This is a genomic window from Cupriavidus sp. FW305-26 (assembly GCF_058787975.1).
Genome location: NZ_JBYTAH010000024.1, coordinates 1 through 17,540 on the forward strand (window position 1 = coordinate 1; position 17,540 = coordinate 17,540).

Annotated in this window: 19 protein-coding genes; 18 read left to right on the top strand and 1 reads right to left on the bottom strand. The window is 67.7% G+C overall.

Annotation, left to right across the window (positions count from 1 at the left end; genetic code table 11):
• Positions 1-254 precede the first annotated feature (254 nt).
• The 9 genes from AC3WQZ_RS15150 to AC3WQZ_RS15190 all read left to right on the top strand — a co-directional run bounded on the left by AC3WQZ_RS15150 (position 255) and on the right by AC3WQZ_RS15190 (position 8,249).
• Positions 255-1,211, top strand: a complete 957-nt coding sequence (locus AC3WQZ_RS15150) for an oxygenase MpaB family protein (RefSeq protein ID WP_231881466.1) — start codon at positions 255-257, stop codon at positions 1,209-1,211.
• 746 nt (positions 1,212-1,957) lie between these two features.
• On the top strand, positions 1,958-2,284 hold the full coding sequence (locus tag AC3WQZ_RS15155) for an RNA chaperone Hfq (RefSeq protein ID WP_492300816.1): 327 nt from the start codon (positions 1,958-1,960) through the stop codon (positions 2,282-2,284).
• A 215-nt stretch (positions 2,285-2,499) separates the two neighbouring features.
• Positions 2,500-3,807: a flagellin FliC gene (locus AC3WQZ_RS15160; protein WP_010810679.1), complete on the top strand. Its 1,308-nt coding sequence runs from the start codon at positions 2,500-2,502 to the stop codon at positions 3,805-3,807.
• Positions 3,808-4,010: 203 nt separating this feature from the next.
• Entirely contained in the window at positions 4,011-4,322 is a 312-nt protein-coding gene (locus tag AC3WQZ_RS15165) for a flagellar protein FlaG (RefSeq protein ID WP_231881467.1), read from the top strand.
• Between the two features lie 33 nt (positions 4,323-4,355).
• Complete coding sequence (gene fliD / locus AC3WQZ_RS15170; protein ID WP_010810681.1) at positions 4,356-5,762, top strand: flagellar filament capping protein FliD; 1,407 nt, start codon at positions 4,356-4,358, stop codon at positions 5,760-5,762.
• 38 nt (positions 5,763-5,800) lie between these two features.
• Positions 5,801-6,220 (top strand): flagellar export chaperone FliS, encoded by a 420-nt coding sequence (gene fliS, locus AC3WQZ_RS15175; RefSeq protein ID WP_010810682.1) that lies wholly within the window; start codon positions 5,801-5,803, stop codon positions 6,218-6,220.
• Between the two features lies 1 nt (position 6,221).
• Positions 6,222-6,563, top strand: coding sequence for a flagellar protein FliT (locus tag AC3WQZ_RS15180; protein ID WP_011617815.1), 342 nt, complete (start codon positions 6,222-6,224; stop codon positions 6,561-6,563).
• 70 nt (positions 6,564-6,633) lie between these two features.
• The gene (gene fliK / locus AC3WQZ_RS15185) at positions 6,634-7,959 is read left to right on the top strand and encodes a flagellar hook-length control protein FliK (RefSeq protein WP_010810684.1); all 1,326 of its coding nucleotides are present in this window, start codon (positions 6,634-6,636) and stop codon (positions 7,957-7,959) included.
• Positions 7,956-8,249: an EscU/YscU/HrcU family type III secretion system export apparatus switch protein gene (locus AC3WQZ_RS15190; protein ID WP_058697365.1), complete on the top strand. Its 294-nt coding sequence runs from the start codon at positions 7,956-7,958 to the stop codon at positions 8,247-8,249. The genes fliK and AC3WQZ_RS15190 overlap by 4 nt, the downstream gene beginning before the upstream one ends.
• An 84-nt stretch (positions 8,250-8,333) precedes the next feature.
• Here the strand turns inward: AC3WQZ_RS15190 and fliE are convergent, their stop codons facing one another.
• Entirely contained in the window at positions 8,334-8,657 is a 324-nt protein-coding gene (fliE, locus tag AC3WQZ_RS15195; RefSeq protein WP_492300818.1) for a flagellar hook-basal body complex protein FliE, read from the bottom strand.
• 406 nt (positions 8,658-9,063) lie between these two features.
• On the opposite strand from fliE, the gene fliF reads away from it, so the two are divergent.
• From fliF to alkB, 9 genes are all read left to right on the top strand, one after another.
• Positions 9,064-10,794, top strand: coding sequence for a flagellar basal-body MS-ring/collar protein FliF (gene fliF / locus AC3WQZ_RS15200; protein WP_492300819.1), 1,731 nt, complete (start codon positions 9,064-9,066; stop codon positions 10,792-10,794).
• Positions 10,781-11,791, top strand: coding sequence for a flagellar motor switch protein FliG (gene fliG, locus AC3WQZ_RS15205; protein WP_010810688.1), 1,011 nt, complete (start codon positions 10,781-10,783; stop codon positions 11,789-11,791). Before fliF ends, fliG begins: the two co-directional genes overlap by 14 nt.
• Positions 11,778-12,596, top strand: a complete 819-nt coding sequence (gene fliH, locus AC3WQZ_RS15210; RefSeq protein ID WP_492300820.1) for a flagellar assembly protein FliH — start codon at positions 11,778-11,780, stop codon at positions 12,594-12,596. Before fliG ends, fliH begins: the two co-directional genes overlap by 14 nt.
• The gene (fliI, locus tag AC3WQZ_RS15215) at positions 12,589-14,064 is read left to right on the top strand and encodes a flagellar protein export ATPase FliI (RefSeq protein ID WP_058697368.1); all 1,476 of its coding nucleotides are present in this window, start codon (positions 12,589-12,591) and stop codon (positions 14,062-14,064) included. The genes fliH and fliI overlap by 8 nt, the downstream gene beginning before the upstream one ends.
• The gene (fliJ, locus tag AC3WQZ_RS15220) at positions 14,042-14,500 is read left to right on the top strand and encodes a flagellar export protein FliJ (protein ID WP_010810691.1); all 459 of its coding nucleotides are present in this window, start codon (positions 14,042-14,044) and stop codon (positions 14,498-14,500) included. The genes fliI and fliJ overlap by 23 nt, the downstream gene beginning before the upstream one ends.
• A 26-nt stretch (positions 14,501-14,526) precedes the next feature.
• Positions 14,527-15,945 (top strand): flagellar hook-length control protein FliK, encoded by a 1,419-nt coding sequence (locus AC3WQZ_RS15225; RefSeq protein ID WP_492300821.1) that lies wholly within the window; start codon positions 14,527-14,529, stop codon positions 15,943-15,945.
• 196 nt (positions 15,946-16,141) lie between these two features.
• Positions 16,142-16,318 (top strand): type II toxin-antitoxin system HicA family toxin, encoded by a 177-nt coding sequence (locus AC3WQZ_RS15230; RefSeq protein WP_439672183.1) that lies wholly within the window; start codon positions 16,142-16,144, stop codon positions 16,316-16,318.
• A 50-nt stretch (positions 16,319-16,368) separates the two neighbouring features.
• A complete protein-coding gene (locus AC3WQZ_RS15235; RefSeq protein ID WP_492300822.1) occupies positions 16,369-16,785 on the top strand; it encodes a type II toxin-antitoxin system HicB family antitoxin in 417 nt (138 codons plus the stop codon).
• A gap of 30 nt (positions 16,786-16,815) precedes the next feature.
• A complete protein-coding gene (gene alkB / locus AC3WQZ_RS15240; protein WP_011617823.1) occupies positions 16,816-17,478 on the top strand; it encodes a DNA oxidative demethylase AlkB in 663 nt (220 codons plus the stop codon).
• The last annotated feature ends 62 nt before the right edge of the window (positions 17,479-17,540 follow it).

Genomic DNA, 17,540 nt, shown 5'->3' on the forward strand with positions numbered 1-17,540 from the left:
CAACAGGGTGGGCAACAAGGCGGACAACGCCAGCCGTAAGTAAGCCGCGCCAGCCACGATAACAGGCAGCTTTCCGGGTATGTGCGGCCGCAACATGCGGTGCGGCCGCAGGGGCATACGCCGGAGATTGACAGGCCGGGACTCCCGCAAGGGGGCTCCGGCCCTTTTTGCGGCAACCGCCGCGGCATGACCCCGCGCACATCGCCCCGCATCCCGTGTATGCTGGCCCTGACTTCCCCATTCAGGCACCGGCCTTGTCCAGCTTTACCGACCCCGCCGCCGGCCGCTCTGCGCAGCCACGACGCGGCCCGCTGAACCATCTCTCCACCAGGCTGCGTGAGCGCGCCGGCGCGCACGTGCGCGCGCTGACCCGCAGCAATTCCGGCGTGACCCTCGACTACGACAACCCGCCGGGCGATCCCGGCCTGTTCGGGCCCGACGCGGTCTGCTGGCGCGTGCATGCCGACTTTCCGGCAATGCTAGCGGGCGGCGTCAGTGCGCTGCTGCTGCAGACACTGCATCCACTGGCACTGGCCGGGGTCTGGGACCACTCCAGCTTTCGCACCGACATGCAGGGGCGCCTGGGGCGCACCGCGCAGTTCATCGCCGGCACCACCTACGGCAGCCGTGCCGATGCCATGGCGCTGATCGGGCGCGTACGGCGCATCCATGCCGGCGTGGTTGGCGTGGCCCCGGACGGGCGGCACTATGCCGCCTCCGACCCGGCGTTGCTGACGTGGGTGCACGTGGCCGAGGTCTCAAGCTTCCTGGCTGGCTACCTGCGCTATGTCGGACCACTGAGCGGCACCGAGCAGGATCGCTACTACGACGAGGTTGCGCGCATCGCCCAGATGCTGGGCGCGGCCGACGTGCCGCGCTCGCGCGCCGAAGTCACCGCCTACCTGGAGGCCATGCGGCCTGCGCTGCTGGCTAGCGAACGCACCAGCGAAGTGGTGCGGCTGGTGCGGAAGATGCCGGTGGCCAACCCGCTGCTGCAGCCGGCGGTGCGGATCATGGCCGACGCGGGCATCGCATTGCTGCCGCCGTGGGCACGGCAACAGCTCGACCTGGACGGCCCTTCGATACGGCGCCCGGCAGCACTCGCGGGCATGCATGTGCTGGCACCGACGCTGCGCTGGGTGCTGGGCGCCGGCCTGGCAGCGCGCGCACGGCGGCGCGTGGCCCGCGGCACCGCCACGACGGCAGGCTAAGGGCTGCGCCGGTTATCGGCGTTCAGCTGAACTTCTTGAACGGAAATGAGAATTGGCGGCAAAAATCCTCCCATTTCGGAGGATTGCGCGGCGCGAAAGTGGCGTTAAATCTGCCTGGGCATTCCGAACGGCCGGTCGGTTTTTACTAACCGCACCAGCCACAGCGCCACAGAGCGCGATTCAAACGACGCAGGCAAAAAAAAGAAGCCTACGCGCGGGGTGCTCGTAGGCTTTCCAGGACTGCTCGAGCTGAAAAGCTCTTGCCAAGAATATAAACGCGCTTACATGAGGTGTAAATCCCGTTTCTATCAGGGGATTCCCTTATGGAGATATGAGATTTATTGCGCACTTTTGACGATTTTTGCCCTGACGGTACATCAGGGCATTTTTGCATGGGCTGGCAATTTCCTCGCGGGCCCAGTCCACACCGGGCCCTGCCGGCCCGACGCTTGGCCGCAGTGGCCGCGCACAATCGAGTACAATACCAGGGCTTCGAGAGCAACAACTTTTATAGAGCAAAGCCTCTATTTCAGGAACGGCGTGCGGTTCGTCAACGCTTGAAAAAACTTTGTTACTCTCGGCCCTGAAGTACTCCCCTTCTCTTCTGGCAGCGCCAACCGCCGGCAGCTGCGCCGTTACCGAGAGCGGATGTTTCTCCTGCCGCCCTGGCCGCGCTGCCACCCAAGCCGTCGGCCAACGGACTGTTATCAGCCGCCAGAACCCTAGCGGGCTCTTCCGGAGTCGTTGTGAAGAAGAAGGAAACCCGGCCCAAGTCACGCAGCCGGAAACAACTGCAGCACCAGCAATTTGCGGCATACAGCACCAGCCAGGCCCCGGTGATCGTCCACCTGTCCACCGGCGCCCGGCTGCAGGGTCTCATCCTGGCGTCAGACGACTACGTGGTGCTGCTTGGCCGGCAGCCGGACGACATCCGGCCCACGGTGGTCTACAAGCGGGCCATCTGCCTGGTCACGCTGGCCAATGCGCCGGAGACGCCGGCGGTGGCACCGGATCCGGCCCCGGAGCCGGACTTCCTGCCGATCTACGTCCCCCGCACCAGCAAGCGCCGCTAGGCCAACGCCTGCCCCACACGCCTTCCGGCCCTGCCGCGCGGCGCCTCAGCCCGCCCTGCCGGCACCCCGCGAAACTATCGCGGAGATCACTCTAAACCTTTCTCTTGCCCGGTCGATAACCCAAGCAACGGAGGCACTCTACGCCCTGCAAAGCAGGCCGCCAACGTTACGGCACTAGCCGGAATGCCCAAAACTTTGCATATAGGAGTCGTACCATGGCGCAAGTCATTAACACCAATTCGTTGTCTCTGATGACTCAGAACAACATGAACACGTCGCAATCGTCGCTGAACACGGCGATCCAGCGCCTGTCGTCGGGCCTGCGCATCAACAGCGCCAAGGACGACGCCGCCGGCCAGGCCATCGCCAACCGCTTTACCTCGAACATCCGCGGCCTGACGCAAGCCCAGCGCAACGCCAACGACGGCATCTCGCTGGCACAAACGACGGAAGGCGCGCTGACCGAAGTCAACAACAACCTGCAACGTATTCGTGAACTGTCGGTCCAGGCGGCCACGGGTTCGAACTCCTCGTCCGACCTGAAGTCGATTCAGGATGAAATCAACCAGCGCCTGTCTGAAATCGACCGTACGTCGCAACAGACCGACTTCAACGGCGTCAAGGTTCTGGCCGGCAGCAACAAGCTGTCCGTCCAGGTTGGCGCCAACGACGGCGAGACCATCTCCATCGATCTGAAGCAGATCGACAGGACCACGCTGGGCCTGAGCGGCTTCTCGGTGGCCAAGAACTCGCTGGACGTCGGCCCGAAGATCACCACGATCAACGCTGCCGCTGGTACCGGTTCGTTCAACGTGAGCTTCGCTGCGGGCGACGTCACCAAGATCAACGCCGCAACCGGCAAGACCTTCGCCGCAGCGGACCTCGAACTGCACGAAGTCAAGACGGCTGCCGGCGCGAACTCTGGCCAGTTCGTCGTGAAGGCTGGTGACGACTACTTTGCTGCTTCGGTTGATCGTGCCACCGGCGCCGTGAAGCTCAACGAAGCTGATGTCGCATTCGACGACACCGCCAATGGCATCGCCGGCCCCGTCACTCTGCAAGACCAGGTAGTGCGTGTTGCCAACAATGCTGCAGGCGTAGCCACGGGCTACGTCACCGTCCAGGGCAAGAACTACGTCGCTGCCGGCACCCTGGCCGACGGCGGTGCCGCCGGCACCCTCAACGTGGCCGTTGGCACGATCTCCCTGAGCGGCGCCACCCCCACGGCCGAATTCACGGGCGTTCCCACCGGCAACGCACTGAAGAAGATCGACGCCGCGCTGAAGCAAGTCGACGACCTGCGCAGCTCGCTGGGTGCCGTCCAGAACCGTTTTGACTCCGTCATCTCGAACCTGGGCACCACCGTGACCAACCTGTCCTCGTCGCGCTCGCGCATCCAGGACGCCGACTACGCAACGGAAGTGTCGAACATGACCCGCGCGAACATCCTGCAACAGGCTGGTACGTCGGTCCTGGCGCAAGCCAACCAGACCACCCAAGGCGTGCTGTCGCTGCTGCGTTAATCGCATCGGCGAATGGCGCAGGAAGGCTGGGCCGCAAGGCCCGGCCTTTTTGCCCGAGGAGCATTTCGCAGGCAGCCCGACTGCCTGCAAAGCGTTTCTCCTGGAACTGAACCCTGCCAACCCGGACGGAGTATTCGATGGCGCCTCCCCCGACAGTGAACCCCTTTACCGTGCGGATGCCAGCCGAAGGCTTAGCCGTTGCCATGCCATCTGGCGGCGCCACCACCATGGCCAGCCATGCTACGCAGCGACAGGATCGTGCCGTGGCCAGCGACCACACAGAAGCCGCACAGGGATTGGAAACCAGCGCCGCCATCGGCGAGCTGGTCGACGCGCTCAAGACCACCACCATCGGCCTGCGCTTCGAGATCGACGATACCACGCACCGCGTCATCACCAAGGTGATCGACAAGGAAACCGGCGACCTGATCCGGCAGATGCCCACCGAAGAGGTGCTGCGCATTGCCCGCGCCATCGACAAGCTGCAGGGGTTGTTCATCAACCACGCGGCCTGAGCCCTGAATATCAGTTGAAGACGAGACAATAATATGGCAACGATCTCCTCCATCGGCATCGGTTCCAACCTGCAACTGAGCGACCTGCTGGACCAGCTGCAGAAGGCCGAGCAGGCACCGCTTGACGCCATCAATGCGCAGGCCAAGAGCTACCAGACCAAGTTGTCGGCCTACAGTCAGGTGCAGAGCGTGCTGGACGCCTACCAGGGCGCGGCGAAGAAGCTGTCCGATGCTGCCACCTTCGGCGCAGTAAAGGCCAGCATCGGCACCACGGACGTGATGAACGTCACCACCGCTGCCAACGCCGTGCCTGGCAGCTACAGCATTACTGTCAACACGCTGGCCACCGCGCAGTCGCTGGTGAGCAGCAACGTTGCCGACCAGAAGGCCGCGATCGGTGGCGGCGAGCTCGTGTTCGACTTCGGCGAAGCGCTGGCCACCGGTGGCGCCGCCACTAGCACCAAGAAGGTCACCATCCCCGCGGATTCTTCGCTCGAAGGAATGCGCGATGCCATCAACAAGGCCAGCATCGGCGTGACGGCCAGCATCGTCAATGACGGCAGCGCCAGCCCTTACCGCCTGGTATTGACGTCGGACAAGACCGGAACGCAAGCCACCATGCGGGTGTCGTCGACCGATGCGGCACTGAACAACGTGGTTGCGTTCGACCCGGCCGCGGCGCCCGCCGCCAACAAGATGGAACAGAAGGTGCCGCCTGCCAATGCGACGCTGACGATCAACGGCATCGACGTGGTCAGCCAGAGCAATTCAGTGGTGGACGCAGCGCAGGGCGTGACCATGAACCTTGTCAAGCCAGGCACGACATCGCTGGTGGTGACCCGCGACAACGTCGCAATCAAGGCCGCCGTCCAGGCTTTTGTCACCGCCTACAACAACATTCAGAGTTCCGCCAAGTCGCTGACGGCATTCGATACGAAGGCCGGTACGTCCGCGGCATTGACCGGCGACGGCACGCTGCGCTCGATCCAGTCCAGCCTGCGTTCAATGCTGGGCGGTGCCATGGATGACGGCAACGGCGGCACGATCACGCTGATCGACGTCGGCATCTCGTTCGACAAAGACGGCACGATGAAGCTGGACGACACCAAGCTGACCAAGGCGATAAACGAAGACCTGGGTGGCGTCACGTCCCTGTTTTCCAGCACCACCGGCGACGGCGGCATCGGCAAGCGCGCCAGCACCTATATCGAGGGCCTGAGCAAGACCGATGGCGCGCTGAAGGTGGCTCAGGATGGCATCACCAAGACGCTGAAGGACCTGGAAGACGACTATGACCGCGTCCAGGACCGCGTTACTGCCACGGTGGCTCGATACAAGGCCCAGTTCACGCAACTGGACCTGGTGGTAGCGCAGATGAACCGTACCAGCAGCTACCTGACGCAACAGTTCAATGCGCTGAACAACAGCACCAAGAAGTAACCGTCCCGCCGCACACCACAGCCTGAAGGAACCCAACCATGTTCGCCCGCGCATCCGCCAACGCCTACGCCCAGGTCGGCGTCCAGACCGGCGCCATGAGCGCCAGCCCGCACAAGCTGATCGCCATGCTGTACGACGGCGCGCGCGCAGCCATTGCGCGGGCGAAGTTCCACCTGGAGGGCGGCAACGTCATCGAACGCGGCAACGCCATCTCCAAAGCCATCGACATCATCGATAACGGCCTGCGCGCCGTGCTTGACCATGAGGTTGGCGGCGAGATCTCCGCCAACCTCGAATCCCTGTACGAATATATGGTGCGCCGGCTGATGCTGGCCAACCTGCGCAGCGACGCGGCCCTGCTGGCCGAAGTCGACACGCTGCTCGAAAGCCTGGCTTCGGCCTGGGCGCAGATCGACGACACGGCCGCGGATCGGCAACCCGCCTTACAGGACAACTGACATGGCTTCCCTTCCCGAGTTTTTCCCGATCGTGGACTGCTACGAGGAAATCCTCGCGCTGTCCGCACGGATGCACGAGGCCGCCCAGGCGGCTGACTGGGACACCGTCACCGCGCTGCAGCAGGGCTACCTGGCCCTGGTGGACCGCCTGCGGCAGATGGACCACGAGGCACCGTTCTCCGATGCGGAACGCATGCGCCGCTACCAGTTGCTGGACCGCATCCTCACTTACGATGCCCGCATCCGCGACCTGGCCATGCCGCAGCTGAAGAAGCTCGGCGACATGCTGACCAGCTCGCGCCGCCAGATCGAACTGTCCGCCGCCTACGGCGCCACCGCCTGACGCAGCCTGACCGCTGCGCTACTCCCCGCGGCGGGCCGGAAAGCCCGCCGTCTGCATTCACGCGACCCGTATGACCGGCATCCATCTGCCTCCAGGCCTGGCACCCGGTCAGGCCCCGGACCCACAACCGCTGCGCACGGCGCTTGCCATCGACAAGCTGGCGGCGCTGCAGCCCGTGCCCGAGGCCACCGAGTCGAATGTCCAGAGCTCCACCGGCCAGGCGATCCGCCACAGCCAGCACGCCACCGGCCCCAACGCCTTGGCAGGCCAGGCTACCTTGCTGCCGGGCACTTCGACGCAGGAATCGCTGAGCGCGGCGGCGCGGGCCATCCTGGCGGTGATGGACGGTACCGAGGCCCAGCCGGTGCGCAGCGCCGGCCCGCTGCTGGCCGCCGCGCCCACGCCAGCGTCGGCGCAGGCTGCGGCGTCGGCGCTTGCCAACACGGTTGGGCAGAGCGGCCTGTTCTACGAATCGCACCTTGCACAGTGGGTTGCCGGCGCACGCGCGTTGCCCGGCATCCGCCAGGAGCCGCAGGCGCAAGTACCGGTGCCGGCCCGGGCGGCTGCCCCAGGCGGCACTGCGCAGGCCGCCGCAACCACGCTGCCGTCTGCGCTGCTGACCTATACCGGCGGTGCCGCAGCGGCAGAGCCGGGGCGGCCCTCAGCGCCGCCGCTGATTCCGGCCTCGCAGGTGCTGGCTGAAGCGCTGGCCTCGGCCGGCAATCCGCGCGTGGCCCACAGCCATGCGGCGGCGGAACAGGCGCTGCGGCAAGGCGCCGCCACCACGGCGGCCTACAGCCGCGAAGCCGCTGCCGAACCGGGGGCCCAACGCCAGTCCGCCGCGGCGCTGGCCACGCAGGCCTACCAGAGCACCGCGGAGGCTGGCGCGCGCGCTGCAGCGCCGGACAGCCTCATCCCCCACGCGGCGCGCGCCGCCGCTGGCCTGCCGGACACCGCCTCGGCAGACGCCGGCAAGCAGGCCTCGGCAGCCGGCCCGGCCATCCATCCGGCAACCGAAGGCGTGGTCCGCCAGCAGCTGGAATTGCTCGCCACGCAGCAGTTCCGCTTTGCCGGCGAAGCCTGGCCCGGCGTGCCGATGGAGTGGGAGTTGCTACGCCCCGACGCGGATGGCGCAGCGCAGGCCCATGACGACAGCGCCCGGCCATGGTCCAGCCGCCTGCGGCTGCAATTGCCGAGCCTCGGCATCGTCGAAGCGGTGCTGACACTGGGACCGGCGGGGCTCGACGCCCGCGTGGCAACGCCTGAGACCGATGTCGCGGCGCGTTTCATCGCGGCACGGCCGCTGCTGCGCAACCAGCTCGAGGCGCAGGGCATCGTGCTGCAGCGCCTGAGCGTGCAGACCCAGGACAACATGACGGTAGGAGCGGCGCGATGAGCGAAGCGGCGCAAGACCGCGGCGCGGCGATCGCGCTGTCCTACCAGCACAGCGACAGGGCCCCGCGCGTGGTCGCCAAGGGCTATGGCGTGGTGGCCGAAGCCATCATCGCCCGCGCGCGCGAAGCGGGCGTCTATATCCACGATTCGCCCACCCTGGTGAATCTGCTGATGCAGGTCGACCTGGACAGCCACGTGCCGCCGCAGCTCTATGTGGCCGTGGCGGAACTGCTGGCGTGGATCTACCACCTTGAAGCGGGCAGGGCCGCAGGCGCTGAAGCGCAGGCCTGAACCGGCAGGCCTTCCTGACGACAAGAGCCCCTGGCCGCTTGCGCGCGCCAGGGGCTCTTTGCGTTCAGGGCAGGCCGGTGGGCTTTACACCGCCATATTCATCATTTCCTGGTAAGCCGCCACCAGCCGGTTCCGCACCTGCACCCCGGTCTGGAACGACACATTGGCCTTCTGCAGGTCGACCATCACATCATTGAGCGCCACGCCGGGCTTGCCCAGCTCGAACGCCTCGGCCTGGCCGTAGGCGCGTTCCTGCGCGGCGTTGATGCGGCCCAGCGAGCGCTGCAGCTCGCCGGCAAAGCCGCCGCCGACCGGCGCGGCGGACTGGCTGGCACTGTTGCCCGAGGCAACCTGGGACATCCCGCGCAGTTGCTGCAGCATGCCCTCGATGGAAGAGATAGTGGTCATTTGGCTCGTCGTATGCCGGTCCACCGGCAGAGTTCGTCTTGTGGCGCGCCCTTGCATCACAGAGCAGCCTGCCGGCAGGCGGGCCTCAGGCGGTTCGCACCCAGTTTCAGCCCCCGCAGAGTACCCGCCGTCTCCGCCCTCCCATGGGCCGAAATCGGACAAAAAACCGCGTCTATTCGCCGGATTGTCAGGCTCAAGTCTGGCCGATCATTGCCACCGTGCCGGAAGAGCGCGGGCGGTCGTCCTGCGCTGGCTCCGGAAATCACCAGACAATCATCGATTCGGGAGTACGCGTGTTTTCTCTGCAGCGTAATGTGAGCCGTGCCGTGAGCCGCGCCGACGACCAAGGCGGTCAGCATCGCCCGTGCCGTCGCCAGCATCGCGGCGCCGGATCCGGAGCACGCGCATGACCGCGACCGTGGCACTGCCCGGGCGCCCGGCAGAAGTGATCGAGCGCCTGAAGGCCAACCCGAAGCTGCCGCTGATGCTGGCCGGCGCCGCCCTGGCCGCGGCCATCGCGGTGGGCGTGCTGTGGTCGCGCAGCCCGGACTACAAGGTGCTGTACAGCAACCTGTCCGAGCGCGATGGCGGCGCGGTGCTGCAGTCGCTGCAGCAGATGAACGTGCCGTACAAGTTCGCCGAAGGCGGCGGCGCGGTCATGGTGCCGGCCGAGAAGGTGCATGAGACGCGCCTGCGCCTGGCATCGCAGGGCCTGCCCAAGAGCGGCACGGCCGGCATGGAGCTGATGGACAACCAGAAATTCGGCATCAGCCAGTTTGCCGAGCAGGTCAACTACCAGCGCGGGCTGGAAGGCGAGCTGGCGCGCTCGATCGAGTCCATCGCCGCGGTGCAGTCCGCCCGCGTGCACCTGGCCATCCCCAAGCCGACGCTGTTCGTGCGCGAGCGCCAGAAGCCGACCGCGTCGATCGTGCTGCAGCTTTACCCGGGCCGCGCCATCGATGAAGGCCAGGTCGCTGCGATCAGCCACCTGGTGTCGTCGAGCGTGCCGGAGCTGACGCCCAAGTCGATCTCGATCGTCGACCAGCACGGCAACCTGCTGTCGAACACCGGCAACGAGCGCATGCTCGACGCGACCCAGCTCAAGTACGTCCAGGCGCTGGAGCAGAACTACCTGAAGCGCATCGAAGCGATCCTGACGCCGATCGTCGGCAAGGACAACGTGCGCGCACAGGTGACCGCCGACGTCGACTTCTCCATCGTCGAGCACACCGACGAGAGCTACAAGCCCAACCAGGACCCGACCCGCTCGGCGATCCGCAGCCAGCAGACCAGCGAGTCGACCCAGCAGGGTGTCACGCCGCCGGGCGGCGTGCCCGGGGCGCTGTCGAACCAGCCGCCGGCTGCCGCCGCCGCGCCCGTGACCACGCCGCAGACGCCGCGTGCGGGCCAGGCGCCGGGACAGGCCGGTGCTCCGGCTGCCGGGCAACCGGGACAGCCGGGGCAAGCTGCCCAGCCAGGTCAGGGCGCCCAGGTCGCCAATGCCACCGCTTCCAGCGGCCCCGGCAGCAATCGCCGCGACTCCACCGTCAACTACGAACTGGACCGCTCCGTGCGCCACGTGCAGCAGGCACCGGGCGGCGTGCGCCGCCTGTCGGTGGCGGTGGTGGTCAACTACCGTCAGCAGGCCGATGCCAAGGGCAAGCTCGTGGCCGAACCGCTGCCGCCGGCACTGCTGGCGCAGATCCAGAACCTGACCAAGGAGGCGATGGGGTTCTCGGCCGACCGCGGCGACTCCATCAACGTGGTCAACAGCCCGTTCACCGCCGAGCGCGAGAAGGCCGCGCCCGAGGTGCCGCTGTGGAAGCAGCCCGACATGATCGAGCTGGGCAAGACCCTTGCGGGCTACCTGCTGCTGGCACTGCTGGCGCTGTTCGTGTGGTTCAAGGTGGCGCGCCCGGTCCTGCGCCGCTACACCTCGCCGCCGCTGCCGGCGCCGGAACCCAGGGACGAGACCGAGGCAGTGCTGCTGCCGCCGGACGAGCCCGCCAACCCGGAAATCCTGCGGCTTGCCGCCAAGTATGAAAGCGACCTCGCGCTGGTGCGCGACGCCGCACAGCGCGACCCGCGCCTGGTCGCCAGCGTGATCAAGAACTGGATTGCCAATGACAACCGCTAAGGGCATCTCCGAATCCGGCCTGCAAAAGAGCGCCGTCCTGATGATGGCGATCGGCGAGGATGCCGCGGCCGAGGTGTTCAGGCACCTGTCGCAGCGCGAAGTGCAGGAGCTGGGCTCGGCCATGGCCACGCTCAGCTCGGTCACCCGCGAGGAAATGGCCGAGGTGCTGGGCGAGTTCCGCACCGAGACCGAGCAGTACCTGGCCCTGAACGTCGATTCCAATGCCTTTATCCGCAGCGTGCTGAACAAGGCGCTGGGCGAGGAACGCGCCCAGTCGGTGATCGAAGACATCCTGGAGTCGCGCGATCCGGGCGGCGGCATCGATTCGCTGAACTGGATGGACGCCACGGCCATTGCCGAGCTGATCCGCGACGAGCATCCGCAGATCATCGCCACCATCCTGATCCACCTGGACCGCCAGAAGTCGTCCGAGGTGCTGGCGCTGTTCACCGACCGCCTGCGCAACGACGTGATCCTGCGTATCGCCACCTTCGGCGGCGTGCAGCCGGGCGCGCTGCAGGAACTGACCGACGTGCTGACCAAGCTGCTGGCGGGCCAGAGCCTGAAGCGCAGCCGCATGGGCGGCGTGCGCACCGCGGCCGAGATCATCAACCTGATGAGCACCGCGCACGAAGAGGCTGTGATCGACGGCGTGCGCCTGCACGACGGCGACCTGGCGCAGAAGATCATCGACGAGATGTTCCTGTTCGAGAACCTGCTCGAGGTCGACGACCGCGGCATCCAGCGCGTGCTCAAGGAAATCGCCACCGAGTCGCTCATCGTCGCGCTCAAGGGCGCGCCGCAGGAACTGCGCGACAAGTTCATTCGCAATATGTCCACCCGCGCCGGCGAGATGCTGCGCGAGGACCTGGACGCGCTGGGCCCGGTGCGCGTGTCGCAGGTCGAGGCCGAGCAGAAGGCCATCCTGCAGGTGGTAAGGCGCCTGGCGGATGCGGGCGAAGTGCAGATCGGCGGAGGCGACGATGCCTATGTCTGAGGCAAACCCTGAGCGCGGCCAGGCCGCACGCCGCGCGCCGCGCGGCGACCCGCTCACTTCCCTTGCCGGCAACGGCGCGGCCGCCGATCCTGGCGGCTTTGCGCCGTTCGAGCCCCCGCGCCGCGCGCGTGGCGGCGCGGCCGGCTGGCAGCGCTGGCAGATGGGCTCGCTCGATCCCCGCGAAAGCGAGCCGCCCGAAGCCCTGGCCGCCATGCCATCCGAGCCCGCACCGCCGCCGATCGATTTCGAGGCGCTCGACGCGATGCGCGAAGGCGCGCGCAAGGAAGGCTATGCCCAGGGCTACACCCAGGGGCAAACCCAGGGCTACGGCGACGGCCACCGCGAAGGCTACGCCCGCGGCCTGGAAGCCGCACGCAACGAGGCCACGCAGCTGCAGGCGCTGGCCACCAACTTCCGCAGCGCGCTCGGCGGCGTAGACGACCAGGTCGCGCGCGCGCTGGTGTCGCTGGCGCTCGACGTGGCGCGCCAGCTGGTGCGCACCGCCCTGGCAAACGACCCCGCGGTGCTGCTGCCGGCCGTGCGCGAGCTGCTGACCAGCGAACCCGCGCTGTGCGGATCGCCCAGCCTGCTGCTGCATCCCGACGACGTGGCGCTGGTGGAAACCCACCTGCATGGCGAACTGGCGGCCGCCGGCTGGACCGTGCGCGCCGACCCGTCGGTGGCGCGCGGCGGCTGCATCGCCAGCGCCGCCAGCGGCGAGCGCGATGCCACGCTGCCTACGCGCTGGACCCGCGTGGTCAAGGCGCTGGGCCGCGACGATCCATGGGAGCCGCCACATGCCTGATGCCGCCGAGCAAGCCACGCCCGCGCCGGATTCCGCGCTGGCCCACGCGCAACGCTGGATCGGCGCGCTGGACAGCGCCGCGGCCGGCATCGCCGGGCTCGACAGCAAACGCAGCTGCGGCCGCCTGACGCGCGCCGCGGGCCTGGTGCTGGAAGCCGTGGGCCTGCGCCTGCCGGTGGGCAGCGACTGCCTGATCGAGCTGCCCGCCGGGCAGTTCACCACCGACAGCAATGCCCCGCGCACCGCGGAAGCGGAAGTGGTGGGCTTTGGCGCCGACCGGCTCTACCTGATGCCGCAATCCGATGTGGTGGGCTTGCTGCCGGGCGCGCGCGTCTACCCGCTGGAACCATCGCCGCAGCCGGCCGGCATCACCACGCCGCGCGAGCCGGGCTCCAAGCGCCTGCCGGTTGGCGCCGGCCTGCTGGGCCGCGTGCTGGATGCCGCGGGCCGCCCGCTCGACGGGCTGGGCCCGATCACCGCCGCCATGGAGGTGCCGCTGGCCGGCGAGCAGATCAACCCGCTGATGCGCGCGCCGATCGAGACTGTGCTCGATACCGGCGTGCGCGCCATCAACGGCATGCTGACGGTAGGACGCGGCCAGCGCATGGGACTGTTCGCGGGCTCGGGCGTGGGCAAGAGCGTGCTGCTCGGCATGATGGCGCGCTATACCAGCGCCGACGTGATCGTGGTCGGCCTGATCGGCGAACGCGGCCGCGAAGTGAAGGAGTTCATCGAGAACATCCTTGGCCCCGAGGGCCGCGCACGTTCGGTCGTGGTGGCCGCGCCGGCCGATACCTCGCCGCTGCTGCGCATGCAGGGCGCGGCCTATGCGACGCGGCTGGCCGAGTATTTCCGCGACCAGGGCCAGCATGTGCTGCTGATCATGGACTCGCTGACGCGCTACGCCATGGCGCAGCGCGAGATCGCGCTGGCCATCGGCGAGCCGCCGGCCACCAAGGGCTATCCGCCCTCGGTCTTTGCCAAGCTGCCGACGCTGGTCGAGCGCACCGGCAACGGCCCCGAAGGCGGCGGCTCGATCACGGCGTTCTACACGGTGCTGACCGAAGGCGACGACCAGCAGGACCCGATCGCCGATTCCGCGCGCGCCATCCTGGACGGCCATATCGTACTGTCGCGCAGCCTGGCCGAATCCGGCCACTACCCGGCCATCGACGTGGAAGCATCAATCAGCCGCGCCATGACCGCGCTGATCCCGAATGAGCAGTTCGGCTCGGTGCGTCGCTTCAAGCAGCTGATGTCGCGCTACCAGCGCAACCGCGACCTGATCAGCGTAGGCGCCTATGTGCCGGGCAACGACCCGGAGCTGGACCTGGCGATGCGCCTGCACCCGCGCATGGAAGCCTTCCTGCAGCAAGACATCCACGAGCGCGCCGGCTACGACGACGCCATCGCCCAGCTTCACAGCCTCTTCGACAGGAGTGAACATGCTCAAGCATTCACCGCTTAATACGCTGGCTGACCTCGCCCAGAACGATACCGATGCCGCCGCGCGCGAGCTGGGCAGGCTGCAGGGACTGCGCACGCAGGCTGAGCAGCAGCTCAACCAGCTCACCGAGTACCGCCATGAGTACCGCGCGCGCATGCAGGTGGTGGCCGCCGAAGGCATGACCTCCAGCCGCTGGCAGGACTTCTCGCGCTTTCTCGATTCGCTCGACCATGCCATCCGCCAGCAGGGCGCGGCGCTGGCCAAGGCCGAAGCCGACCTGCTGGCAGGGCGCAACCACTGGCAGCACCAGAAGCGCCGCCTGAACTCCTTCGACACGCTGATCGCGCGCGCCGAAGCGAAGGAAGACCAGGTTGCCGCGCGCCGCGAACAGCGCGCCAACGACGAATACGCAGCCCGCCTGGCCCGCAGCACGGCCAGCCGTCTCAGCGAAGCCTGACCCAGGCCACCCCCGTAGCCAACTCCATGATCGATATCAGCCAGATTGTCAGCAGCGCCGCCAATGCGGTCGAGGGCGCCAGGCGCGCCAGCGCCGACGCAACCGCGAGCGGATTCGGCGACGCGCTGTCGCGCGCCCGCGAAAGCAGCAAGGCGCCCGCGCCGCCGGCCGGGGAAACCGACGCGCGCGACCAGCCCGCATCGCGCCAGCCCGCGGCGCAGGCCGACGCCGGCAAGCCGCAGCCAGCCGCCGCGGCCGGCAAGAAGCCCGCGGCCGGCCACAAGGATGAAAACCAGGACCAGGATGACACCGCGGCGGCCACGCCGACGGATGCCGCAGCCGCTGCCGCAGCGGCCCTGGCACTGATGCTTCCCGCCGCAGCCCCGGCCAGCCCCGCTGCCGCGCCGGCCGGCGCGGCGGGTTCCGCCCTCGCCGGCGTTGCCGACACCGGCGCCGCCGCACTGCAGGCGGCACTGGCAAATGCCGCGCAGCCGGCCACGGCAGATGCCCAGGCCGAGGCCATGCCGGCGGCCGCCACGCCGCTGCCGGACACGCTGCAGGTCGTCACCACCGAAGCCCGGCCCGCACAGCCTTCGGTTGCCGACACGCTGGCCACCATCGCATCCCAGCGCGCCGCGATGCAGGCCAGCGCCAGCGCAGGTACCGACGGCAAGGCCGGCACGGCGCAGGCCATCCCGGGCGACGTGCTGGCCGTCCAGCAGCAGGACGCCAGCGGCCAGTCTGCCGGCGGATCGGGCAATCGCCCGGAAAGCGGCATCGCCCGGCACCGCGCCGATCCGCTCGCCGCCAACCCCGGCACGGCGGATGCCAGGCCCGTGGCAACGCCGTTCGCCGCCGCACAGGCTGCCGCCCGCACCGGCGAGGCTACCGCGGCCAGCCCCGACAACACACCAGCCGTGGCCGCCGCGCTGGCCGGCCAGGCTACCCCGTCGGCTACTGCAGCCGCTGCGGCCGCCCGTCCCGTGGTCACCCCGCCGCTGTACGACAGCCAGTGGCCGCAGGCCCTCGGCCAGCAGATGATCCGCATGAGCACGCAAGGCCAGCAAAGCGCCGAACTGCAGCTGAACCCGCCCGACCTCGGGCCGCTCAAGGTCGTGCTCAACGTGGTCAACGACCAGGCCCAGGCCCAGTTCGTCTCACCCCACCAGGCCGTGCGCGCCGCGGTGGAAGCGGCGCTGCCGCACCTGCGCACCGCGCTGTCGGAAAACGGCATCCAGCTTGGCCAGACCTCGGTGGGCGCAGACGGCTTTGCCAGCCAGGCGGGCAATGGGAACGGGCAGCAACAGCAGGCACCGGGGAATGGGCGCGGGCAAACCGGCTTTGGTAGCGGCACGCTGGCGGCTGTTGAGCCGGCGGCAGGGGCCAGTACGACGGTGCGTCCCGCGCGTGTGCTTGGGCGTGGCGAGATCGATACGTTTGCCTGAGTTCGCGCTGCATAGCGAGTGTTGATTGCGCCACGGAGAATGCAAGGCCGCCCGACGGGCGGCCTTTGTTATGTCAGCGGCAGGGCGATTCATGTATTTCGCTCACAATCCTGCAACCAGATTTAACGGATTGCTGCTAGAATCAGTAAACATTTTTGCTTACCCTTGACTTTCCCTGAGGTGCAGAAGAATTCGGGTGAAGCAGAGTGAATTCCGGCGATGGCTCGCCGGACAGGGCGCCACCTTCAGTGAAGGCGCGAAGCATGTGAGGGTGTATCTCAATGGCAGGAAGACCACGCTGCCACGGCATCCCAGCCACGAGATCCGGGAGGGGTTGCGCAAGTCGATTCTCAAGCAACTCGGCCTGTCATGAGTCTTCCATCTCACGCCCCAACTTGCCCTTGTCGTCAAAGGAGTCCCAATATGCTGCGTTTCCCTGCCAACATCGTCCCGGACGACGGTGGCTTTGCTGCGTCGTTTCCCGATATCCCCGAAGCCCTGACCAGCGGCGACACCATCGAGCAGGCCCGCGAGATGGCCGCCGATGCGCTCGCCACGGCCATGGAGTTCTATTTCGAAGATGGCCGCCCGGTGCCACTGCCGTCGAAGGCAAAACGCGGCCAGCATCTGGTTGAACTGCCGGCCAGCGTGTCGGCGAAGGTGCTCCTGCTTAACGAGATGATCGCGCAGGGCGTGACGCAGGCGGAACTGGCGCGCCGGCTGAATACGCGCAAGCAAGAGGTGCAACGTATCGTCAACCTGGACCATGCGACCAAGATCGATACGATCGAGGCTGCATTCCGGGCGCTGGGGAAGCGGCTGGAACTGACGGTTGCCTGACCGCGCCAAGGCTTCCGTAAACCTCCACCCATGACTTTCGACCTGTTCGACGACCTGCCACCGAACGGCCCCGCCAGCCCCGCCATCGAACCCCTCGCCGACGGCGCCGTAGTCCTGCGCGGCCTGGCCCGTGCGGATGCCGAAGTGCTGCTGGCCGACGTCCAGGCCATCATCGCGCTTGCGCCCTGGCGGCACATGATCACCCCCGGCGGGCTGACAATGTCGGTGGCGATGGTCAACTGCGGCACGGTCGGCTGGGTCTCCGATGCGCGTGGCTATCGCTATGACCCCGTCGATCCGCTGAACGGAAAGCCGTGGCCGGAGATGCCGGCGAGCTTCCGGAAGCTGGCCACCACTGCCGCGGCGCAAGCGGGTTTTGCCGGTTTCGAACCGGATGCCTGCCTCATCAATCGCTACGAGCCGGGCACCCGGCTCTCGCTGCACCAGGACCGCGACGAGCGCGATTTCAGCGCGCCCATCGTTTCGGTCTCGCTGGGACTGCCCGCGGTGTTCCTGTTCGGCGGCATGCGCCGCGCCGACCGCCCGCAGCGGGTGCGGCTGGCGCATGGCGACGTGGTGGTGTGGGGCGGGCCGTCGCGGCTGGCCTTCCACGGCGTGGCGCCGCTGGCCGACGGCGACCATCCGCTGCTGGGGCGGCTGCGCATCAACCTGACATTCCGCAAGGCGCTTTAGCCATCACCGCCGCCTTGGCACTTTGCCGGGGGTTTTCTACAGTCAATGGACTGTCCTGAACG